This window comes from Belnapia mucosa (assembly GCF_016775475.1).
Lineage (GTDB): Bacteria > Pseudomonadota > Alphaproteobacteria > Acetobacterales > Acetobacteraceae > Belnapia > Belnapia mucosa.
In genome coordinates this window covers 1-22037 of record NZ_JAEUXJ010000035.1, presented here as the reverse complement: position 1 = coordinate 22037, position 22037 = coordinate 1, and the positions used below count along the sequence as shown (strand labels likewise).

General features: G+C 66.3%; 20 protein-coding genes and 1 pseudogene. 8 read left to right on the top strand and 13 right to left on the bottom strand.

What is annotated here, in order from left to right:
- Positions 1-78: 78 nt before the first annotated feature.
- A pseudogene (locus JMJ55_RS29035) lies at positions 79-567 on the top strand (IS630 family transposase); the annotation flags it as partial.
- Positions 568-715: 148 nt separating this feature from the next.
- Here the strand turns inward: JMJ55_RS29035 and JMJ55_RS29030 are convergent.
- The 7 genes from JMJ55_RS29030 to JMJ55_RS29005 all read right to left on the bottom strand — a co-directional run bounded on the left by JMJ55_RS29030 (position 716) and on the right by JMJ55_RS29005 (position 6952).
- The gene (locus JMJ55_RS29030) at positions 716-1456 is read right to left on the bottom strand and encodes a class I SAM-dependent methyltransferase (protein WP_202829101.1); all 741 of its coding nucleotides are present in this window, start codon (positions 1454-1456) and stop codon (positions 716-718) included.
- A gap of 19 nt (positions 1457-1475) precedes the next feature.
- Complete coding sequence (locus JMJ55_RS29025) at positions 1476-2126, bottom strand: methyltransferase domain-containing protein (protein WP_202829100.1); 651 nt, start codon at positions 2124-2126, stop codon at positions 1476-1478.
- Positions 2127-2331: 205 nt separating this feature from the next.
- Complete coding sequence (locus JMJ55_RS32240) at positions 2332-2514, bottom strand: hypothetical protein (RefSeq protein ID WP_407927574.1); 183 nt, start codon at positions 2512-2514, stop codon at positions 2332-2334.
- Positions 2515-2922: 408 nt separating this feature from the next.
- Positions 2923-3852, bottom strand: a complete 930-nt coding sequence (locus JMJ55_RS29020; RefSeq protein ID WP_202829099.1) for a segregation and condensation protein A — start codon at positions 3850-3852, stop codon at positions 2923-2925.
- Positions 3842-4501 carry a hypothetical protein gene (locus JMJ55_RS29015; protein ID WP_202829098.1) on the bottom strand — a complete coding sequence of 220 codons (660 nt, stop codon included), beginning with the start codon at positions 4499-4501 and terminating at the stop codon, positions 3842-3844. Before JMJ55_RS29015 ends, JMJ55_RS29020 begins: the two co-directional genes overlap by 11 nt.
- Entirely contained in the window at positions 4498-5514 is a 1017-nt protein-coding gene (locus JMJ55_RS29010) for a site-specific integrase (protein ID WP_202829097.1), read from the bottom strand. The genes JMJ55_RS29015 and JMJ55_RS29010 overlap by 4 nt, the downstream gene beginning before the upstream one ends.
- A 721-nt stretch (positions 5515-6235) precedes the next feature.
- Positions 6236-6952 (bottom strand): response regulator transcription factor, encoded by a 717-nt coding sequence (locus JMJ55_RS29005; protein WP_202829096.1) that lies wholly within the window; start codon positions 6950-6952, stop codon positions 6236-6238.
- Between the two features lie 344 nt (positions 6953-7296).
- Here JMJ55_RS29005 and JMJ55_RS29000 point away from each other — a divergent pair, with 344 nt between their 5' ends.
- On the top strand, positions 7297-7893 hold the full coding sequence (locus JMJ55_RS29000) for a thermonuclease family protein (RefSeq protein ID WP_236034194.1): 597 nt from the start codon (positions 7297-7299) through the stop codon (positions 7891-7893).
- A gap of 311 nt (positions 7894-8204) precedes the next feature.
- On the opposite strand, the gene JMJ55_RS28995 is transcribed toward JMJ55_RS29000, so the two are convergent.
- Positions 8205-8486: a hypothetical protein gene (locus JMJ55_RS28995; protein ID WP_202829094.1), complete on the bottom strand. Its 282-nt coding sequence runs from the start codon at positions 8484-8486 to the stop codon at positions 8205-8207.
- 420 nt (positions 8487-8906) lie between these two features.
- Between JMJ55_RS28995 and JMJ55_RS28990 the strand changes: the two genes are divergently transcribed.
- From JMJ55_RS28990 to JMJ55_RS28980, 3 genes are all read left to right on the top strand, one after another.
- A complete protein-coding gene (locus JMJ55_RS28990) occupies positions 8907-9674 on the top strand; it encodes a hypothetical protein (protein WP_202829093.1) in 768 nt (255 codons plus the stop codon).
- A gap of 56 nt (positions 9675-9730) precedes the next feature.
- The gene (locus JMJ55_RS28985; protein ID WP_202829092.1) at positions 9731-10321 is read left to right on the top strand and encodes an RES family NAD+ phosphorylase; all 591 of its coding nucleotides are present in this window, start codon (positions 9731-9733) and stop codon (positions 10319-10321) included.
- Positions 10322-10732: 411 nt separating this feature from the next.
- Positions 10733-11683, top strand: a complete 951-nt coding sequence (locus JMJ55_RS28980; RefSeq protein ID WP_202829091.1) for a replication protein RepA — start codon at positions 10733-10735, stop codon at positions 11681-11683.
- A gap of 171 nt (positions 11684-11854) precedes the next feature.
- On the opposite strand, the gene JMJ55_RS28975 is transcribed toward JMJ55_RS28980, so the two are convergent.
- From JMJ55_RS28975 to JMJ55_RS28965, 3 genes are all read right to left on the bottom strand, one after another.
- Positions 11855-12607 carry a hypothetical protein gene (locus tag JMJ55_RS28975; RefSeq protein WP_328702797.1) on the bottom strand — a complete coding sequence of 251 codons (753 nt, stop codon included), beginning with the start codon at positions 12605-12607 and terminating at the stop codon, positions 11855-11857.
- Positions 12604-13296 carry a ParA family protein gene (locus JMJ55_RS28970; protein ID WP_202829090.1) on the bottom strand — a complete coding sequence of 231 codons (693 nt, stop codon included), beginning with the start codon at positions 13294-13296 and terminating at the stop codon, positions 12604-12606. The genes JMJ55_RS28975 and JMJ55_RS28970 overlap by 4 nt, the downstream gene beginning before the upstream one ends.
- Positions 13297-13955: 659 nt before the next feature.
- Positions 13956-15905: an elongation factor G gene (locus JMJ55_RS28965; RefSeq protein WP_202829089.1), complete on the bottom strand. Its 1950-nt coding sequence runs from the start codon at positions 15903-15905 to the stop codon at positions 13956-13958.
- A 555-nt stretch (positions 15906-16460) separates the two neighbouring features.
- Here JMJ55_RS28965 and JMJ55_RS28960 point away from each other — a divergent pair.
- On the top strand, positions 16461-16829 hold the full coding sequence (locus JMJ55_RS28960) for a DUF2161 family putative PD-(D/E)XK-type phosphodiesterase (protein WP_202829088.1): 369 nt from the start codon (positions 16461-16463) through the stop codon (positions 16827-16829).
- Between the two features lie 50 nt (positions 16830-16879).
- Positions 16880-17599 (top strand): DUF72 domain-containing protein, encoded by a 720-nt coding sequence (locus JMJ55_RS28955; RefSeq protein ID WP_202829087.1) that lies wholly within the window; start codon positions 16880-16882, stop codon positions 17597-17599.
- 86 nt (positions 17600-17685) lie between these two features.
- Here the strand turns inward: JMJ55_RS28955 and JMJ55_RS28950 are convergent, their stop codons facing one another.
- Positions 17686-19755 carry an ATP-dependent helicase gene (locus tag JMJ55_RS28950; RefSeq protein ID WP_202829086.1) on the bottom strand — a complete coding sequence of 690 codons (2070 nt, stop codon included), beginning with the start codon at positions 19753-19755 and terminating at the stop codon, positions 17686-17688.
- A 22-nt stretch (positions 19756-19777) separates the two neighbouring features.
- A complete protein-coding gene (locus JMJ55_RS28945; RefSeq protein ID WP_202829085.1) occupies positions 19778-20479 on the bottom strand; it encodes a hypothetical protein in 702 nt (233 codons plus the stop codon).
- 188 nt (positions 20480-20667) lie between these two features.
- Here JMJ55_RS28945 and JMJ55_RS28940 point away from each other — a divergent pair.
- Positions 20668-22037 (top strand): replication initiation protein (locus tag JMJ55_RS28940; protein WP_202829084.1); only part of this gene is annotated, 1370 nt, incomplete at its 3' end.

Below are 22037 nucleotides of genomic sequence, written 5' to 3'. Positions count from 1 at the left end.
AAGTCGCGCGTGAGAAAAGCGTAGCGGCCGGCGACACCGAGATCTGGTTCGCCGATGGTTGGACGCACTGCGTCCAACAGGATAGGCCAGAAAAACAAGATCACCCGACGCTGGGCCCGGCGCGGCACCCGGCCCGTAGAGCTGAACGACCAGCGAACGGCATCGACCTATATCTTCGGTGCCATCTGTCCCAAGGAGGGTAAGGCGGCGGGCCTTGTCCTGCCTCACTGCAACACCGCGGCCATGAGCCTGCATCTCGCGGAGATCGCCGCCGCGGTAGCACCTGGTGCACATGCCGTGCTGCTGCTCGACCAAGCCGGATGGCACCTCTCGGACAGGCTCGAAGTGCCGCCTAACATCACCCTCGTCCCACTGCCGCCGAAATGCCCTGAACTCAACCCGGTCGAGAACACCTGACAGTTCATACGAGACAACTGGCTCTCGAACCGGGTCTTCCGGTCCTACGACGACATCCTCGATCACTGCAGTCGCGCCTGGAACAGGCTCGTCGAACAACCTTGGACCATCATGTCCATCGGTTTGCGCGACTGGGCACATCGGTTCTGATCAGAGAGATTTGGTATAAGTCGCCCGCCGCGCAAGCGACACAAAGTTTGCCCTAACTTTAAAATTCTCAGGCGGGAATATTATCAAAGGTCGTCGCTACAACGGAGAGGGCCACGATCCGTAGCGGCGTTTCGGATCGGCCACACTTCTACTCTGCACGACATGGGACGATGCGTTCGGGCTCGGGCGCCGCCGCCGGAGGTTCGAACACCGCCAGATAGATCGATCGCCCCTCGATCCAGTGCCATGCGACTTCCTGGTATCCGACCGCCGCAAGCTCGCAGGACAGCAGCGCGCGCGGGGTACCATGCGCTGGCACGGGGCCGTCGACATCCAGGATCGCCACCCGCCCACCAGGCCGCATCGCCGGGACTAGGTTGGCTAGGAGGCCGTAGGGCTGCGCGATCTCGTGGTACATGTGGACCAGCATTGCAAGGTCGACCGAACGCGGCGCCAAGCGCGGATCATGCGGCGCGCCGAGGACGAGCGACACATTGCCCAGCCGCTCGCGCGAGACACGTTGTCCAAGGCGGTCAAGGGTACGACGGTCGATGTCCTGGGCGATGACCTGGCCTTTGGGACCGACGCGCTGCGCCAGTCGACCGACATAGTAGCCGGCACCGGCACCGATATCGGCGACCGTCATGCCGGGGCGGATGCCGAGCAGATCGATGACCCGGGCCGCCTCGCCCGCGCGTTCGCGGCTGTCCTCGCTGGCCCATTGGTCGGATACGATACCAGCGACCGGACGTTGCGGGCGCGGAAACCGCTCCGTGGCGAAGCCAGGAGGCGCTGCGGACGATACCGCCCCCTCGGGTGCGGCGGCGGAGCAGCCCGACACGGCGAGCGCCATCGCCGCGCCGGTAAGCACGGCCAGCAGCGGCAGCACAACGGCCCGCCTCGCGCGGTTAGCCCTCATGGCGCTTGTCCTTACGCCCGATCACGGCCCAGAGCGGGTCCGTGCCCCGTTTCCCCGGCGATACCAGCTCGAGCGCTTCCACGCTCGGGACGCCGGCACGTCGCAGATACAGCGCCACCAACCCGCACTGGTCCTGGCCTCCCAGGCCCTGCCAGATCGCCACCGCCTTCGTCGGGAAGCAGCGGTTGGAGAAGGTGATCGCCACGACACCCCCCGGACGCAGCACGCGCACCACCTCGCGCATCACCTCCACCGGCCGCTGCAGGTACTGGATCGAGACGCAAATGCCGACCGCGTCGACGCTCGCGTCCGGGAGCGGCAGCCTGGGACCGCTGTTCAGGTCCTGGACGAACCAGCGGTCGAGCTGCGGATTGGCAGCCAGTTCTTCCGCATTCATGCCCTGCCCGATGACTTCGGCGAAGGCAACTGTCTTCGGCAGATGGCTGACCCAGCTCGACATCAGATCGAGGACCGTGCCGCCGGCCGGGAAGAGCGCCTGATACAGTCGCGTCACGGCCGCGATGGCGCCGTCGTCGATATGGGTGACAAAGCGAGGGTTGGCGTAGAAGAGAGTATCCGCCGACGCATCGACCTTGGCGAAGGCGCGTGGCGGCAATTCGGGCAAAGCGTCCTCGGTCATGACGGTGGCATTTCTCTCGGTGGCTCATCCTAGAGTTGGGAGTGCTCTCGAGGATGCCAACTCGGCGAGGCACAGTCGGGTCAAGCCGCCTGGCTTGCCAGCACGGGCACTCGTCGCTGCGGCCGGGCGCCTGGTCTGGCGTTGCCCTTTGTCGACACCAGATGCGACGCTGTAGGCGCGACCATATGACGCTTTCCAGGAATTCCTACCGGGGCAGGCTGACGATGGCCAGGGCCTCGGCGTGGCTTTTTGCGATCGCTTCGACGGGTAGCGGTATCCGGGCGAGGAAGCCCCAAACCGTCCGATGTGGTTCGATCGCCACCAAGCCCTCGACGACCCGCCTCGCCCGCTCCGGCTGCCCAAGCTTCACGAGAGCGACGGCCAGCACGCGCACTGCGACCGCGGGATGTCAAAATGCAGATGGGTAAGCTCTTGAGGTTGAAGCCCTTAGCCAACCCGGGGCGGCTCACAGATGTCGCGTAAAGACGTATTGTCTCCGTTCGACATCAGCAAGCCTGCGGAGATCGCCAGAGACATCGGCTAGGATGCCAGCGACGTCACCGAGTGTGGAACGCAGTCTTAATATGGCGGAGTTTGGCGGCAGCGGCTCTGTCAGGCGTTGCAGGGTTGCCGAACCACCGTCGTAGCCGAACCACCAATGCCAAAAAGGGCGGCTGTCACCTGTACCGCCCAAGCCTCTGGGTCGTCGAGCGACGCAATGGCCGCCGCGATCTCGCCAGACGAAAGACGTTCATGCCCACGACATAGAATTTGGGTCAGCACGTTCCGGGCACCGTCAATCCCGTCGACCACGCCGGCCCAAGGCCTGGCACCCTGAATGATCAACACGAAGCAGCTTCTCGCCTCGGATGTATCGGCCATCTCTTCTGGATCCCGCCTGTTCGTCTCCGACCGTGACCGCTGAGTTTACCATCACGGCGCCGAAAGGTTCAGGCTGCTGCAAGGTCAACCCACCGTCGCGCTCTAGCTCGAGCCCGGCCATCAGCGTCGTTGCCAGCGCCGCCCGCCGCTGCAGCGGTGACTGCACTCGCGCTTCGGACGGCGGTGGCAGAAAGGCGGCGAGGTCAGCCCCCCCGCCTATCGTCGGCAGTAGCTGGCGCATCCGCTCCAGCGCATCCGGCACCCGCCACAGCGCCGGCGGGCGGGGCCGATACACCCGGTCTCGGTGCGGCAGCTGCAACAGCTTGAGGCAGGCCCGCAGCAGCTCCGCCGTATCGGCGATTGGCAGCGCGCCAGCGGCCGGGGCAGCGGCTTGGTCAGCCTCACCTCGGGCAAAGACCTGCCGCCCCAGCTGCGGCCGCCGCTCCAGCCAGTCCGCCAGGCGGCTCGCCCACTCGCGGTCGGCCAGTTTGCGCCGCAGCCCCTCTGCCTCGCGCTCGGCCTCAGCGCTCTCCGCCGTCGCGGCCGGCAGCAGCAGGCGCGAGCGCAGCAGCGTTAGCCAGGCCGCCATGATCAGCCAGTCCGCCAGCCGTGGCAGCGGCACCGCTCGCTGCTCGATCGCCGCCGCGACCACCGCCTCGAACTGCTCGGCCAGGGTGGCGACCGAGATCTGCGCCAGGTCGACCCGCTGCGCCCGCGCCAGCTCCAGCAGCAGGTCGAGCGGGCCCTCATAAGCCCCCAGCCGCAGCGCCGGCGCGCCGCTGTTGCCGACCGCGGCCGGGGCAGTGTCGAGGAAGGCCTCGGCGCTGTCCGCCTTAGGGGTCATCGTAGCGCGGCTGCACCGCGATCCGCAGGGCCGGCCAGCGGGTGCGCAGCTGCCGGATCGCCGGCCAGGGCGTCCAATCGGCCGACCAGAAGCCCAGCCAGAGCAGGCCGGGGTCGCGCTTGGGCGGCTGACCGCGCTTCGGGACCGGTAGCTCGACGACATGACGCAGCGCCTCGGTCGTGCCCCAGTGCGACCACAGCCAGGCCCGCGCCTCCGGATGCTCCGGCCCGAGCCGAAGCACCCCCTCCGGCACCGGCAGCAGCCGGTGCAGGTCGAGCGGGCAGGCCCGGCTCTCGCCCGCGCGCTCGGCCACCAGCCGCAGCCGTTCCTCCGCCGCGGTCCGCAGCTGGCCGGCGAGGATGCGGGCGCCCTCGAGGCTCAGGCTGCGGGTCAGCGGCGGCGGGGGGGCGACCAGCAGATGGAACCAGTCCTCCTCGGCCCGCCCGAGGCTGTGCTGCCAGGGGATGACCCCGGCCCCGGCCGCAGCCTGACGAAAGGCCGCGACCTCGGCCGGGTCCCCAACGACCCGGAGGTGGTGGTAGAGCCAGTCGGTATGCGCCGGCGCCAGCACCTCGGCTGGCGGCGCAGCCCCCTGCCCTGCCCCGCTGTCCGACTCCGGCAGCCTCCTCCCTTCCCGGACTTTGATCACAGGTCGAGCAGCTTGCTGGCGCTCTCGGTGACCAGCTTGGCCCGGCGGACATAGCCGCGCATGGTCTTGAGGTCGCGGTGGCGGGTGTGGTCCATCACCTGCTCATCGCGGGCGCCGGCCATATAGGCTTCGGTCACGAACCCCGCCCGCAGCCCGTGCGGCGACAGCCGCTCGCTGCTCGGCACCGTGATCCCCGCCGCCTTGGCGCGGCCGGCCAGGATGGTGCGGACCGCCTCGCCGCTGAGCCGGGCGTGCTCGATGTTGCCCCAGCGGTCGACCTTGCGGAACACCGGCCCATAGTCGCAGGCCGAGGCGGCGAGCCAAGCCTCGAGCGTGCGCACCGGGCAGGTCTCGGCCCGCTTGCCGCGGGTGATGCCGAGCTCCACCCCCCGCCCCTCCTGGTCGGTCTTGGAGGAGGGCAAGGTCAGGCGGAGGCCCTCGCCGGTGAAGCGCAGGTGCTCGCGGTCGATGCCAACCAGCTCGGAGCGGCGCAGCGCCCCGGCAAAGCCCAGCAGCAGCAGGGCGCGGTCGCGGAGGCCAGCGAGGTCCCCGCCGCAGGCAGCCACCAGCTTGCGGAGCTCGGTCGAGGTCAGCGCCGCGGCCTGGCGGCGGCGGCTGCCATGCCGGCGGAAGATGCCGCGCAGGGTGGTGCGGATGGCGGGATGGCCGGCGGACCAGTCGAGCCCGCGCAGGCGGTGCTGCTGGCCGATGGCGGCCAGCCGGCGCTCCAGCGCCGAGCGGGAATACAGCCCGGCCAGCGACGCCAGGTAGGCGGCGACGGCCGCCGGCTCGGCCGGCAGGGGCGCGCAGCCACTCTCACTGCACCAGCCGCAGAAATGGCCCCAGTCGGCGGCATAGGCCCGCAGCGTCTCGGGCGCCAGCGCCTGCCGCGCATAGGCCTGGGCCGTGGCCAGAGCCGCCGCACCAACCGGGGCGAGACCCCTGGCCTGCTCCGCCGGCACCACTGCCGGCAGTCCAGCCTCGGCCGCTGCTCGCGTCACCCCGTCGTCCATGCCCCTGCCCCCAGTCCCACCCAGGCTCTCAAGCCTGCCGTCGATTATGGACATCATACATCGCCGTCACATGCGATAATCCCCCCGCAGAGCAAGCCAGCGATGCTGGATAAAGCCCAGAGCGGCGCAGCCTGAGCGCCGCGCCGTCACACCATGGCAAGCGTGCTATGAGCGGTGAATATCGAGCTCTAGAGCTGCGGAGGGCGGCATGGTTGGCACCTTCAGCACTTCTGCTCCAAAGGAGAGGAAATGCCCACGATGCGGATCTCTTTATGAAGTTCGGATTTTGCATCTACTGATCAGGCATCGGGACAGTTTCGACTGTCAGATTTGCCTGCTTCAGTTAGATAGCTGGAACGATACAGCGTTCCCCAGTTACAGGCTTATCAAGTGTGAGCCGTGGCCCGAGCCATGAGCAGCCTGACAAACCTACGAACTCCCTCGTCCGCGCTCCCGCTGCTGAACTGACAGCTATCACAGGCGCCGGCGCTTTTCGGGCGAGATCTTCGGCTTTCGGCTGCGTTCTGTTTGCGCAACCTGGGGACAACCTCATGCCTCCCGTACAAGAGACGTCCAGCGATCCGATGCCCGAACGCCCTTTGGATCCGCCTATTAATTTGCCGGGCGACCCGCCTGCGTCGCCGCCTCGACCTGATCTTCCAGGGCTGCCGCCCGTCGCGCCATCTGAACCAGAACAAGGACGTGGTTGAGCTGGCCCAAGTCAGGTCGGCGGTGTCCTGGCGATGGAGCCGAGCTTGTACCCACCCTCCTCAGTCAGCAGCAGCTGAAACTGAGTAGGGTCGGGCTCAATCTTGCAGCGAAGACGATAAATATGCGTCTCAAGCGTATGGGTTGTGACGTTGCTGTTATAGCCCCAAACCTCCTGCAACAAGGTTTGTCGCGCTATCGGCTTGCCGCCGGCTCGGTAGAGGAGTTTCAGGATCGCCGTTTCCTTGTCGGTCAGGCGGATCTTGCGGTTACGGCCGGGCTCAAGCACGAGCTTCGCGCTCGGGCGAAACGTGTAGGGCCCGATGGTGAAGACCACGTTCTCGGAATTGTCGAAAACCCGCAACTGGGCGCGGACCCGTGCCAGCAGTTCCGGCAGCCGGAAAGGCTTGGTGATGTAGTCATTGGCTCCGGCATCCAGGCCGCGGACGATGTCCTGCTCGGTGTCTTCCCCGGTCAACATGATGATTGGCATGTGTTGACCGTCACGGCGAAGCTTGGCGCAGAACTCGCGGCCATCGGCATCGGGCAGGCCGATATCGAGCAGGATGGCGTCGTAGTGCACCTCGATGTTGGCCAACTTGGCTTCCGCCTCGCTCGCGCTTTCGGCCTCATCGACGGTGAAATCGCCGTCGAGAGCGATCTGCTCGGCCAGGGTCGACCGCAGTGCGGCGTCGTCTTCGATAATTAACAAGGGACGACAAGCCACCACGCTGACTCCTCAAGCTGGATCAGCGTAACCAGGCACATTGAACAGGCTACCAACTATCGGTTGTAGGCACGACCATTATTTACATGGATATTCATGTGATCCAGGAATACATAACCAGAAATACATAACGTTGCTGACCTCCCTTTTAAATCGGGACAAAGCGACCCGGCCCAAAGGGGGTTCGTAATCCACACTGCGATGCAACATTCCGATTAGGTGTGGCAGATTGCGGCATGCCTCTTCCCAGCCGCCCAATCGCCCTCGTTCTCGCTCTTCTGCTTCTCTTGTGCCTTCTCACAGGCAGTCCTGCTCTCGCCGCCGATCTGCTCGGCCGAGTGGTGGGCTTGGCGGATGGGGACACAATCACCCTGCTCACCGCCGAGCGCCGGCAGGTCCGGATCCGGTTAGGGGAGATCGACACACCAGAGAGCCGGCAGCCCTACGGCACCCGCGCGCAGCAAGCCTTGTCGGAGCTGGTCTTCGGCAAGGATGTCCACGTCGTGGTCCAGGATACCGACCGCTACGGGCGGACCGTGGGCCGCGTCTACGCCGGCCCGGTGGATGTGAATGCCGAGATGGTCCGGCAGGGAGCCGCCTGGGTCTATCGCCAATACAGCCGGGATCCCGAGCTGCTGCGGATTGAGGCCGAGGCCAAGGCGAACCGCCGCGGCCTATGGGCTCTGCCTGAGGCCGAACGCGTGCCTCCCTGGGAGTGGCGTGCGGCAGCCCGGGGCGGAAGCGCCAGCCAGGCTGCTGAGACGCCGAGCGCGCCGCCGCCTCGGTCCGTGCCGCAAACCGGCAGCGGCTTCACCTGTGGCAGCAAGCAGTACTGCCGCGAGATGACCAGCTGCGCCGAGGCGCGCTTCTACCTGCAGCAGTGCGGCCTCTCCCGGCTGGACGGGGACCGCGATGGGGTCCCGTGCGAAAGCATATGCAGATGAGCCAAAGCCAGCCACACGACGAGCCCGACCGGCTGCTGCACAGTCTCCGGGAGACGATGCTGTCGGAGGTCAGGTCTGACCAGCCCGACCTGAACCTCCGCCAGCTGGCCATGCTGCTGACCGTCTATCTCACCAACCAGCCGCAGACCGTCCGCCACGCGCGGCATGGATCGGCTGGTGACGTTCGACCTGCTCCGACGGGAGGAAGAGCTCGGGGATCGCCGCAGCGTCATAGCGGTCCACACAGCGGCTGGTGCCAAAATGGTAGAGCGGCTCAAGGCAGCGCTGGAGGCAGCCAGCAGCGGCGCTGATTAGCTCGGCCAGTCGTCTCTTGCTGGTTCCGGCAGCAGCACCCCCAGCTGGGCCGCCGCGGCCTCGAGCAGTGCCACATTGCCTTCGCGCCACTGATGCCGGGTTAGCAGTTTGGTCGCCTCGGCCGGTGGCAGCCCGAGCGCGGCGCCGATCCCGGCGGGCGTGGTGATACCCCGATGATCCAGCTCGCGGCCGATCGCCATCCGCAACCGAATGGTCTTCAGCCGATCGGCGGTGCGGCGCCGGCGCTCCTCGGGCGTGATCTTCGGCGGCAGGCTCATGCTGTAGATGTCGGATGCCGCAGCCCTCAGCACCAGCCCAGCGTGCTCTAACCTGCGATAAAGCCGCCTTACCACAAGTGATACAGGGCTTGCCGTAATCGCGGGAGACCGGCGAGGCAGCGGCCTCCGTGACTTCGTTCACAACGTCTACTCCTTCCCGATGACGATCCGGCGGCTTACGCCCGGCCCGCGCCGAGCGACGGAGCGCTCTCAGGCGCCGCCTCGCAGCAACCATAAAGCCACGCCCAGCTCCGTTATCGCCTTCTTCGTCCTCGCCACCGCCACCGTCCTGCTCAGGCGTTTGGCAAAGCCGTTATGAAGCGGGCACTGATTGCACGCCTGCCCTTACGATGACCTCTTCGAAGGTTGGCTTGAAATAGCCGTACTAGACTACTAGCTCCTAAGTCCGCTAAGAGCACTATGGAAGGTAAAAAAGTGGCCAAGGGCGGAATGGAGGCCGAGCGGATGATGTCCGGTGGCCGCAAGGAGCCGAAGCCCAGTAGAGGCGAGTACCGCATTCTGGAGGTTCCTACGACCAAGCACGGGGCCGTGCACGGCAGGGGACATCGGACGAAGACGGTCGCCTTCGCAGAGGGCGTCGTCCCCATGGAGGTCCAACCGGGGCGCCGCGTCTTCCTCGTCGAGGCCCCAGAAGAGGACGCCCCGAGTTTTCAGCGCATGATCAACCGGGTCCTGCGCGTAGCAAGTACCGAAAGCCCCGCGGCTGTCGAGCGCGCCCTGGATAATGCGACGCAAGCCGTTGAACCAATCGTCGAGACTTGGCGCGAAACCGAGGCGGCGCGCTGGACCGAGATCCGTGAGGCGTGGCTGCAGAAGCATCCAGCTCTGACGGCGGCGGCGATCGCAAGGTTGGTCGGGAGCGGGACGGTGAACCCGTCGGCCTTGCTGAAGGGTTGGGTTGACGCCAAGCGCGTGTTCAGCGTGCAGCACGGCAAGCAGCGTCTCTACCCCGAGTTCCAGATCGGCCAGGACGGGCAGCCCAAGCCCGTCTTTCGCATGCTGCTCACAGCCCTTGAAGGAAAACTCGAGGGTTGGCCGTTGGCGATCTGGCTTACCCGCCCCAATGCCGAATTCGATGACTGGAAAACCCCGCTAGACGTCATCGAGCGCGCCCCCCATGCCGTCGTGGCGGCAGCGCAGCACGAAGTGGCGGAAGCGTCCTACTAGCCGTGGCTACTGGTCCTGGGCTGCCGCCGGCTCGCCTCGAGCCGTTCGGTGAGCGCATGTTGCCGGAAGGCACGCCACTATGGCGCGTCCACAGCGCGTTGCGGCTAGGCAACGTCTTCAACCCCTGCATGGGAGACCACAGCCGCTTTTCTCCTCTCTACGACGTGGCCGGAGAATGCATCCCGACGCTCTACGCCGGCCGCACCCGAGAGGCAGCCGCCTTCGAGACGATTTTTCGTAACCTCCCGCTTCTGCCCTTACCCCGGCAGGTCTTCGCTCGAAGGATCACCGGAAGCGCCCTCTCCGAGTTGCGGCCTCGCCGTACTTTTCGCCTGGCTGCGCTCTACAACGCTGAACTCGCTTTGGTGGGCCAATCCCGCCTTACAATGATCGAGAGCCATGGGACAGCCGCCTACAGGGAGACAGCACGCTGGGCGGAAGCGATTCACCGCGACCTACCCGACTTCGACGGCCTGATTTGGACATCGCGCCAGCAGGACGAGGTTCAGGCTATGCTGCTTTATGGGACAAGGATCACGCCTGCGGATCTTGAAGTCGTCGCTACTGAAACGCTCGACACAGGTCCCGGTCGGCAGTGGGTCTCCGACATGGCCATAGCCTACAAAATTGACCTAATCCCCGCATGATTATGCGTGTCGCGCTTTGGCCGAAGCTGGTGGGGCACCATAGGACAGGCATCGGTACCGTTCAGCGAAAGGGCTGGCCCACAGACTATCGTCAACACTGCGATATGGTTTGGACTGGACTCTACCGGGGGCCGCCGTGGAGTCGCTGCCGACGGCTTCGAGCGGCGTCCGAGTCCTTGCGGCGTGCCTAGTCCACAGCGTCCTGATCTTTACCGGGAGAAAGCTGGACTCTGTCGGACACACCCGAAAAGTCGGAATTAGGGGAATCAATGATGTAGCGAGTTTTCCACTGGACTCTGGCAGCTTACTACAAGCTTTCGAACAAGTACTTCTAGCAAGTCCCGGTAGAGTCCAGCATGACGAACCCCTCGCCGGTCGGCAGATTAGCGCCTATTCCAATGAGTGATCGCCATGGGTGAGGTCCACAGGCTATTGAAGGAGGAGGGTCGAGAGGCCGCGCTCCGTTCTGACTTCGACCGCCGAGTGGTCGAGGCAGCTGCCGCCTACTTAGCCAGCGAGGACGTCGAGATCGGCTTCCTCTATTCCGGCTGGGCCCAGGCCGCCCTTCCCCACAAGCGGCTCGCCGACGACGCCCCGTGGCAGATCACCACCGAGCGCGTCACCCTCATCGTGCAACCGGGCCTCCGCGCTGTGCCAAGCGGCGAGCCAGTCAGCGTCGGCGTTCCCTATGGCAGCCGCGCGCGCCTCATCTTGCTCTACCTGCAGTCTGAGGCACTGCGCACGAACAGCCGTGAGATCGAGCTTGGGAAGAGTCTGCACGCCTGGCTGCGGCGGCTCGGCATCCCGATTGGCGGCAAATCCATGAGGGACGTTCGCGACCAGGCAGAGCGGCTGAGCCGTTGCCGAATGACCTTTACCATCAAACAGGGCAACCGCACCGGGCTCGTGAACCAAAACCTGCTCGACACCTCGATGTTTGTTGAGGAAGACAACGCTCAAGGCAGCCTCTTCATCGAGACAGCGACGCTGTCTGAGATGTTCTTTCAGCAGCTGAAGAAGCACCCAGTCCCAATTGAGGAGACGGCGGTCCGCCAAATCGCAAACAACAGTATGGCGCTCGACGTCTACTGCTGGCTCGCTTACCGACTCCATGCCCTCGCCGAGCCCACACCGATTGGCTGGCGCGCACTGCACGGGCAGTTTGGCCGCGGGGTGAAGCGCCTCGACCACTTCAAGGATCAGTTCAAGGACACGCTAGGCCTCGCATTGGCCGTGTACCCCGACGCCGACGTGGAGGTGAGCGAGCGCGGCATCACGCTGCGGCCGTCTCGGCCACCTGTAACGCCCGGCTCGCCACGAGTGGTGGCGCTCGGCGGCCGCCCGCTACGCCGCGGCGCCTGAGCCCCGCCAGAGTCCAGCCGCAACCGAGGCGTCAAAACGTCCAGATTGGCCGTCCCCGCCAAAGTCCAGCCCCGCTACAACCCTAGTTCCTCTCATGCGCCCCACCAGGCGACTTCCCGGAAGAGTCCAGTATTGGAAGGCCAGCGGCGAGTACCTTTGGCTGACCTCTCGCTACGAGACCGCCTCTACCTCGCCTTCGATCATCGGTGACAGCAGCTCATCAAGCTGCACAATGCGGCGGTCCACCTCTGCCAGCTCTTCAGCTAGGCGCTTACGCCGCTCGCCTAGCCGGGCGCGCTCCTCACGTAGCCGCGCTCGGTCCACCCGCCCCGGGAGCGACGGCACAGCACCATCGGCGGGAACCTCCCTCCTGAGTTGCATAATCTCACGGCGTGTCACATCGGGCCGAATGAGCCCTTTTTCCTGTGCCACTCGCAACTGAGCATCGGTCAATAAAGTAATCTGATAGGCCGTGCCGTAGCTACCCGGACATGCCACTGCAGGAATCCTCCCTCCGTCCACGGCACGCGCGATCTGACGAAGCTGCGTCGCCGTCGCGTCGGAGAACGGGAAGAGGCGCTCTGTACCATAGCGAAGTCGCGCAAACTCGGCCTTCGTTAACTCAGCCTCGAGAACAAGCAGCGCGCGCCCTATGGCGAGGAAGGAGTCGCGGGCATCACCCCACTCCTTCTGGATCTCACTCCGGGTACGGAGGATACGCCTGACCTTCTCCTGGTTGTGCGGCAAGTCGGTGCCGGCGAAGACCTCGCGGATGGCGTCCAGCGCTGCCGGATCCTCCGCACCTAGCGAGCGGAGTTCGGAAGCGCGCGGGTCGACGACTGCGATGTCTGCTGCAGGATCCTCCTCCGCAGCGAGAAATGCCTTCAGCGCGGCCTTGGACCGCTTCCCCGCGGCTATGGTCACAGCTTCATCTCCCGACGCACATAGGCCCAAATCTCCTCAAAGGGCTCGATCCCGCGCGACTTCGAATAGTCGAGCAGCGTCAGCCCCTTCGTCGATGGCACATGGATGTCCTCAAGCTGGGGCAACTCTGTCGGACAGACCGACCCTGCCTTCACAAGGACGCCCCGCATTCTGGCATAGCTCATAGTGCGGCGGTTCGCGCGGTTCAGAACGACCGAGGTCGTAAAACCCTTAGCCGCCAACGCCTTGACCCAAGGCGCGACAGATTCCACATCGTCCTGCGTACATACGGCCGGAACCAGGATAAGATCGGCTGCCTCGCCGAGGCCGTCGATCGCCGGCAAGTGGTCCTCCACACTCGGAGGCGTGTCGAGCACGGCGAGTTGGTAGCCTTCGGTTCGGCGCAACGCGGCGCGCCAGTCGCTGAGCGACACGGGTTCGATCAACGTTTCTGCAAAGTCCGGGAAGGCCTCGCGCGTGCGTGCCCGGCGCGCCGCCCACTTTGCCAGCGTTTGCTGACGGTCAAAGTCGAGCCCGATCGCCCTGATGCCGGCCTGCGCAGCGCTGACGAGGATGTGCCGGCTTAGCACCGACTTACCCGACCCGCCCTTCGGACTGCTGATCAACAGGATACGGCAGTGCGTATCCTTGACTTTTACGGCGCGCTGGCGCGCGACGACCTGCGTCATCCCCAGTCCCCTCGGTCCCCTAGTTGCAATACATTCCTAAACTGCTCCGTGTCCACGTTCACCGAATAAGGAGGGGTAAAAAGCGGAGATTAGACATTGTCTAACGGCTTCTCTATCGAGCGCTCCAAGGGGAGCTTACGCCACCTGCGTCCCTGTAACTCATACCTAGACGTCGCAACCGAAGGGGGTAGAGCGTGAGGCGAGCAAGGGTGCAGCCGGCTACTAGCAGGCTCCGGCGACGACGCTTGTGCCACTCTCCGGCTTAAGGGGCTAGGAGACTAAGTGCAGCCAGTTGTGCCGAGGTGGTCCGGCCAGTGAGGTGCCGCTCCTTGGCACGAGCGCGGCCGCAACCAGCTCCTCGATAACAAAGGAGCCAGCCACGATTAGGCGCCGCCTAATCCGGCACGGGTCCCATGCACCGCCGAGCGTGGGACACGGGCGGCACAGACCTCCTTCCGCCTGCACGGCTCTGCCTGACGCCGCCCTAACGCACAGCATCAGGGGGCGGCTCGGTCATGCGCGGTAACTGCCATTACCAGCGGTAATGGCAGCGTGGAAGCCGAACTGATGCAGCAACTCGGCTAGCATCGGCTCACGTGTTGAAAGCATCTCCCATCGCCGCTCGTATTCCGAGCATTTATGGACACGGCCGTGGCCGCTTACCGACCACGAGCCTCGGCCAGATGGTCGAAGCTGTGCGTGTATGTGCCGAGTCCCTGAGTTTGCGACCGCAGTTCAACGATCAGCTCGTCCAGCTCGCCAGCCGGTAATAACGCTTGCACCTCATCCCAGCCGGTCATGCCCGGCTTGCCGGCAAAGCCGAGGATCTGACCCCGGCGGCCGGATAGCAGCCGCTGGACATTGGCGGTAAAGGTCGCGGGCACTGCGACCGTCACTTGATGGTATGGCTCCAGCAGCACCGGCTCGGCCTTGGCTAAGCCTTCCTGCATGGCCATGCGCGTCGCCGTGGCGAAGGCCATGTCGCTGCTGTCGACACTATGGAATCCACCGTCGAGCAGGGTAACCGCCACATCGACCACGGGGTGGCCGAGCGGGCCCTCGCGCGTCGCCGCCTCGGCCGCCTGGGCGACGGCCGGGATGAAGCGTCGTGGCACCGTGCCGCCGACCACTTTCTCACCGAAGTGAAAGCCAGTCCCACGCGGACGCGGGGCGATCTGCAGCTTCACATCAGCAAATTGGCCATGCCCACCGGTCTGCCGCTTCAATCGGGCATGCTGCACCACCGCGTGACGAATGGTCTCCCGAAGTGGCAGCTGCGGCCGCCGACACTGCAGCCTCACCCCCGAAGCGGCAAGGAGTCGGTCGACCGCAGTCCGCAGGTGCAACTCGCCTTGCCCCGCCAGGATGGTTTCGGCGCTATCTGCATCCTGGCGGATACTGAGCGCCAGGTCCTCCTCGGCCAGCCGCTGTAGGGCGACCGAGAGCCGCACCTCCTCCTTGCGATCCTCGGCGCCGATCGCCAGGGCGTAGACCGGGGGCGGGGGGGCAGGGAAGTCGAGGGCCGGGCCGCCGAGTGTCGCTCCGGTCGCCACCCCTTCCAGCCGGCCGATGGCCACCAGGTCACCGGTTTCAGCCCGCGCCACCTTATGCGCCTCGCCGTCAGGAAAACGGTGCAGGCCACCGACCCGGCGGGAGTCAATCGTTGTTCCGTCAGCCAGTGGGCCGCGCCAGACCCGGGCGAAGGACAACCGTCCAGCGTGACCGCCATGGCGGGTTCGGAAGACCTGGACCAGCGGCGGTCCCTCCGCCGGGATGCCGCGCTGGGTGGCAGTCTTGCCCGGATCCGGCACATCATGCCGCAGGGTCTTCCAAAGCCGACGAATACCGTAACCATACTCGGCTGCGCCAAGCAGCACACTGATCACCGCGCCGCTCGCCTCCCCGCGATGCAGCGGGCGGTAGATCTCGTCCGGGGTCGGCTCCAGATCCTCCACTACCTTCGCAAAAAGCTCATCGTCGTGATCGACTAGGGCTTCCAGCAACGCACCACGAGCTTCCGCCTCGCGCGGGCGCAGTGTTTCGGGCGTTTCAATCTGCTCGGAGGCGGCACCGCGGCGGTAGCGATAGGCACGCCCGCTCACCACGTCGACATAACCGGTCACCGCCCCGGCTTCGCGGATCGGCACCTGGCGCAGCACCAGGCGGCGCCGGGTTTCGGCCTGCAATGCGGCCAGCATGTCGCGGATGGTGCCGGTGAGGGCATCGACCTTGTTGATGAAAACCACGGTCGGGACAGCGGCTTCCTCCAGTTGGTGGAACAGCGGGCCCACCACCATGGCGCGCACCAGGTCGGCGTCGCAGACCACCACCGCGGCGTCGGCCACAGCCAGCGCACAGCCGGCGTCATAGGCGAAGTCGACGGCGCCTGGCGTATCCAGAAGGGCCCAGGGATCGCCGAGGTAACTGCCGTGGCGAAGCCGCATCTCCGTCCCCGGGTCACGGCCGGCACTGCGGCGACCGGAGCCGACCGGCAGCATGGCCTCAAACAGGGTGGACTTGCCGCTCGCTTGCGGACCGACCAGAGCAACCGAGCGCGGCAGCCGACCACTGCTGCCGTTGTTTACGGAGCTGACTTTGTCTTCAGACATCGGACGGCGCCTCCCCTAAGGGGCAGCCGAGCAGGCGTCGAGTGGCGCGCCGGTCGGCCGGCCCGGGTCTTGAACGACCATTGGCGCGCGGGTCAGCCTCAAGTTGAGGGGCCGCAACGCAGAAGCAGTCTAGGTGCCGCTGTGGCAATTTGCCGCGTATTTCTGTGCGTCGGCTCACGCTGCCAACCGTCAGGCTGTCGCTATAGGTCCTGTCTCGGGCGGAAGCTGCTTCCAAAGTGCGAGATTGTCGGAATTAGGCGTGCGGTCCCGCCAAACCTCGATCTGTTGCTCGACGGCGTAGTGTCGTAGCAGAGCAAGGCGACGCGGCAGGCGGTGGCGGCCAAAGGCAAAGGCGCAGCAACCGACCGACCAGGGGTCTCGCCCAGCTCCTAGCTGGCCATGGCCAGGGCATCGCGCCGAGCATTGGCCAGCATCCGGGCGCAGACCCGCAGCCGCTCCTCGGTCAGCGCCGGATGGAAGTCCCAAGGAAGACGCGATGGGAAGGGGGCAGGGGAGGCGAGGACGGTTCGGCGGGATCCATGACGGCAGCATATCATGTTGCGCAGCCGCAACAGCATCTCGGCTGCCACAATGCTGGCCGAGCCAACGGCTTATCGACCTCGCCCCAACCGCAAGCGCCGCACCTTGCTGCTGCGCGAGCACAGCTGGCGTCTCGGCAACCCTACCCAGGGCGGCGCCTCGCGTACCCCAATCATGACGGCTTATCGCCAGCAGGCGCTGGCCTGCGCGGCGGCCCTGCAGGAGGGGCCTCGCCGGCCGCGCGACTTCAAGGCCATCGCACCTGATGCGGGCCGCATCCTCCTCCGCAACGTGTATGGCTGGTTTGAACGCACCGAGCGCGGGGTTTACGACCTTACGGTTCCCGGCAGGCAGGCCATTCTGCAACGGCAGGCGGCAGAATGACGGGCCATCCGGAGATCCCCAACCCATGCGGCATCACGTTGACTTCCTGAATGACTGAGATACCGAAGACGCTGCGGGTTGGAACGGCAGGCTGGTCGATCCCGGCAGCACAGGCTGACCGCTTTCCCGGGAAAGGCAGCCATCTCCAGCGCTATAGCCAACGCCTCCCCGCCGTCGAGATTAACTCGTCCTTCTATCGGCCGCATCGGACCAGCACCTATGCGCGTTGGGCCGCCAGTGTTCCGGCCGACTTCCGTTTCGCCGTGAAGGTCCCAAAAGAGATTACCCACACCCGCAGGCTCGCTAACGCCACGGAGCCGCTCGCGCGTTTCCTGGAGGAAGTCAGTCTGCTTGGACCCAAGCTTGGGCCTCTGCTGATCCAGCTCCCGCCCAGCCTGGTCTTTCACCAAGATCTCGTATCCGAGTTCCTCCAGAATTTGCGCAACAGCTTCGCCGGTGATCTGGCCTGTGAACCGCGGCACCCAAGCTGGTTCACCGATGCCGTCGACGCGATGCTGTCCGAGCACCGCGTAGCGCGTGTTGCCGCCGATCCGGCACCGGTCCCACGTGCCGCCGAGCCTGGTGGATGGCCGGCACTGACCTATTTTCGGCTGCACGGCTCGCCACGTATGTACTACTCGCCCTATCCGCAGGCTTACCTGGAGCGGCTACGGCACCAACTCTCCAGCCTCAACGGAGAGGTCTGGTGCATCTTCGACAACACCGCCGAAGGGGCAGCCACACACGATGCGCTGGTGGTGGCAGCCTAACCGTCTCGCCCCGATGTCATATTGTCATCAGGATTACCCGGACCGGCTGCCTAATGGGCCCAGCGCGGGCGCCGGCATGCCCGGAATCACCGCGGCGCCTTTGCCGCCTTGCGGGCCGTGAACTCGGCGACCAGTCGGTCGGTCTCGGCTTGGGTCGGCGGCTTCACCGGACGTGCCGGCCGGACGGCCGTTGTGCGGCTGGCCGGCCCGGGATCCTTGGCTTGCCAGGACGCCGCGCCGGCCTCGGTCAGCGCCTTCGGGATTTCGGCCAGGAAGCGTGAGGGCTTGCCCGCCCATTCACGGCGTTGCCGCACCCAACTCAGCTGCAGCGAATGCCGGGCACGGGTGACGCCGACATAGAACAGCCGTCGCTCCTCGGCGATGGCGCCTTGCTGCTCCGCCTGCCAATTTGGCCAGATGCCCTCCTCAAGCCCCGCCAACAGCACATGGTCGAACTCCAGCCCCTTAGCCCGGTGCAGCGTCATCACCTGCACTGCGTCGGCGGTCTCGCCTTCGCCGGACATGGCGCCCAGGGCGGCTCCGTCGCAGTAGGCCGCCACGCTGCCGGCCCCCTCCGCTGCCTGCAACGCGGCTGCCCAGGCATGGCCAAGCTTGCCGTCCGATCCCAGCCGCTCCGCGAGCTCGCTGGCCTCAGCCGCCAGCCGCAAGGCATCAGCCGGACCAAGCTTTTGTCGGTCCACGCCGTCCGCGATCTCGCCGGCCACACCCAGCACGGCCTCGAGCCCCTGCCGCTCCATCGGGGTGGCGGGCAGGGTCGCCACTGCCGAGGCCAGGGCGAGGCCGCACTCCGCTGCATGCTCGCGCAGCCGTCCGAACAGCGCCCCACCGATGCCGCGTGCCGGAAAGGCGCAGGCACGACGAAAGGCATCATCGGCAGATGGATCCCAGACCTGGGTGCCGGCCTTGCCGCGGCTACGGCTCATCGCCAGCCGCAGCCAGGCGACCGTGGCCAGAACCTCCTTCGGCGGCTCGGGCTCCCGGTCGGTAACCAGCCGCACCGGCACATTCGCTTGGCGGAGGGCGGCCAGGATCGGCTCCGCCACGAAGCCGGCCCTCACCAACACCGCGTATTCGCGCCAAGGCAGCTCCGGCTGCCGCCGACGCAGTGACTGCGCCCATGCCACGGCACCGCGGCCCTCGTCCTCCAGCGTTGGTGCTTCCCGGATGGTAACCGACGGCCCAGGCGGTGCCTTCGGGTCAGCCGGGCGGAGGGTTTTAGGCAACGCCTCGGGGTCCTCGGCTGCAATGGCGTTGGCGGCGCGCAGGATCGTCGGAGTCGAGCGGTAATTGGTCTCCAGCCTGAGGGCAGGCGGAGCGGCCCGGTAGTCCTTCCCGAAGCGGCGTATATGGGTCACGTCGGCGCCACGCCAGCCATAGATGGCCTGCAGATCGTCACCCACCGCGAAGACCCTGCCGGGCTTGCCGGCCAGCAGGCGCACCAGCGCATGCTGGGCATGGTTGGTATCCTGGTATTCGTCGACCAGGATCTCGGCCCAGCGGGCCGACCAACGCGCAGCCAGGGCCGGATCGGCCTGCATGGCCGCGACCGGCAGGGCGATGAGGTCATCGAAGTCCAGCGCCTGCCGCCCGGCAAGCGCCGCGCGGTAGGCCGGCAGCACGGCCGCCGCCCGCGCCAGCACCTCCGGCTCGAACCGGGTCAGCGCCGACGAGCGGGGCAGCCGCCGGGGATCGGTCACCAAGCCGTTCTTGAGTAACGATACGGCCTCCTGCAGCAGGCCCGCCTCCTTGCGGTCCTCGATGCCGGCGGCCTGCATCAGCAGGTCCCGGGCATCGCCCTGGCCCAGGATGGCAAAGCCGCGGGGCAGACCGGGGACGCCGGCGCCATCCTCGATCAGCAACCGTGCCATGACGGCGTGGAAGGTGCCGACCCAGCGCGGGGTCCGTTCCGGCCCGAGCAAGGCAGCAAGCCGGCTCCGCATCTCGCCGGCTGCCTTGGCGGTGAAGGTGATGCAGAGCAGCCGGTCCGGCGGCTCACCGCCGAGGATGAGGTTCGCCACCCGCCGGGTCAGCGTCTCGGTCTTGCCCGAGCCGGCACCGGCCAGCACCAGCACGGGTGCCGGCGCGGTTGCGGCGGCACGCTGCGCCGGGTTGAGGCACGCCAGATGCGTTGACATGGGAGGGTATCAGCCGGCTTGGTTAGAACAGCGTGGTCTGCGGCCGCGACGGGCCGGCTGCCGGCTTGCGACGCGGCGGCAGGGCAGGGGGCAGGGGCACGGGGCGGCTGGCGCCCTCGCCAGGCCCGGCATAGCCATCATCGGCAATCAAGCGCAGCTGGACCCCGGCGCCGACAGCCGCCGCGGCGGGCAGCTCCAGCGGCACCGGCCAGAAGCACTCGACCCGGTCCTCGCCCCGCAGCGCCAGGAACACCACCCGGTCCACCCGGCCGGCATCGTCCGTCTCCACCGCCAGGCGGAAGGCCAACCCCTCGGCCTCGGCCTCGCCCAACGCCAGGGAAAGCTGTTGGACCTCGACCTCCTGGCGCTTGAGGGTGCGTTCGGTCGGCTCCTCGGCGGCGCCGCGATAGAACCGCACCGGCACGCCATTGCCGTTCCCGCCGATGACGAAGACGAAGTGGGCGCTGTCGTCCAGCACCTCGAGCCAGGGGTAGTCGCCCGAGTTCGCGGCCCGCTGCAGCCGGTGGCGGCCGAAGGCAAAGGCCCGGCAGCCCACCGACCAGGGGTCATCGCCCAGCTCGTAGCTGGCCATGGCCAGGGCATCGCGCCGGGCATTGGCCAGCATCCGGGCGCAGACCCGCAGCCGCTCCTCGGTCAGCGCGGGATGGAAGTCCCAGGGCAGGCGCGATGGGGAGGGGGGCGAGGGCGGTTCGGCAGACTCCATCTTTCGATTGTATCACAAATCGGATGAATCCAGCCGTCCGCGGTTGGAGATTGCCACATCGGCAGGTCATTGCCGGATCTCGTTGGAGGCAGCGGCTAGCGCCGATACACTTCGCCGTCTGCCGCCAAGCCGCGGCCGGCAGATATTTGAAAAGCGAGCGGCCACACGTCCGAGGAACCAGATTGCGCATGCTGGCGAGCGAGAATGCCTGGGAAGCGACCTATACGGAGCAATACCGAGCCAAAAGCGAAGAGAATCGCGACCGCCGCCGGCATCGCGCACTCAACCGGCGAGAACTCTCCCCAGAGGCCGCTGCGGCCCGTGCGGTGAGGATTGCGGAGGCACAGGAACGGATCGGCGTCCAGTTTGCGCAAGCCCAGACGACGGAAGGCTTCGCGCTGCCCTATTGGTCCTTCATCCGCCTAAAGGCCCGGGAAGGCGACGCTGATGCCAAGCTTGTTCGGAATGCAGAGGAAGAACCCATCTTCGCAGCGTGGCGGAAAGAGCGCCAGGCCCAACAGAATATCGAGGTCGAAAGGCGTCTGAGGCACGGGTATCAGTCACCTGGCGGATGCGTTGGCGGCAATCCGAACTACAAACGTCTGCCCTTTACGCACTGGGGTCTCGTCTCGGAACAACACCCGCTGCTCCAGCTCTTCGTGGCGAGCGTGCCACGAGCCAAGAAACTCCGAACCGGTAACACGAAATCCGCGTCGTATTGCGTTGGCCACAAGCTTCTTGCCCTCGACGATGTGTATGTGGAGACCAACCGCAGCATGCGCCGGGTCCTGAGGGTCGAGCTGGACCATACCTTCCAAGGTGGTGTCGAAGAGCTTGCCGCCGCGATCTCTGCCCTGAATCTGCCGCTGCCGAACCTGGTGGTTGGTTACATCGATCCGAAGGGACAGCTGCTTCACCCACACCTGATCTGGCTCATCGAGCAGAGCGTCGCCTTCACCGGCAAGGGGCGATCGGGGCCGCAGAAATTATGGACTGCGGTGCTACGCGGCCTCACGGCCGGGCTGTTGCCGCTCGGCGCCGACCCGGGCGGTCTCAACAACTGGTGCCGGGTCAAGAACCCGCTCTCGCCGGAATGGGACTGCGCCGTGCTGGCGGGCGCACCGTACAATCTCGCGCCTGACCCTCAGGATGGCGAGGACGCCCTGGCGGTTTTGGCGCCACAGCTCGACCTGGAGGGCGCGCGGGCGTTGCTCCAGGCCTCAACAGCGGCACGTCAGGGGGCGCCCCTGGCCCAAGATCATCCTGACCCGGCCATTGCCGCTCAGTCCAACCAGCTGTTTCGGCACCTCAGCATTGCCGCCCGCGCCCGAGTGGGCTGGTTCCGCGACGGCGGCAACGGCACCGAAGCCGAGTTTCGCCAGGAACTGTTTGCCGAGGCTGCTCGGGTCACCCCGATGGACGGGGTCGCACAGGAGCATGCTGCGGCAACAGCCCGCAGCGTCGCTCGCTGGACCTGGGGCGGCACAGTCAACTTGTTGTCCTCGAACCGAGCGAGTTGGCAAGCTGAGGACGATGCGGGCAGGGACTTCAGATTGCC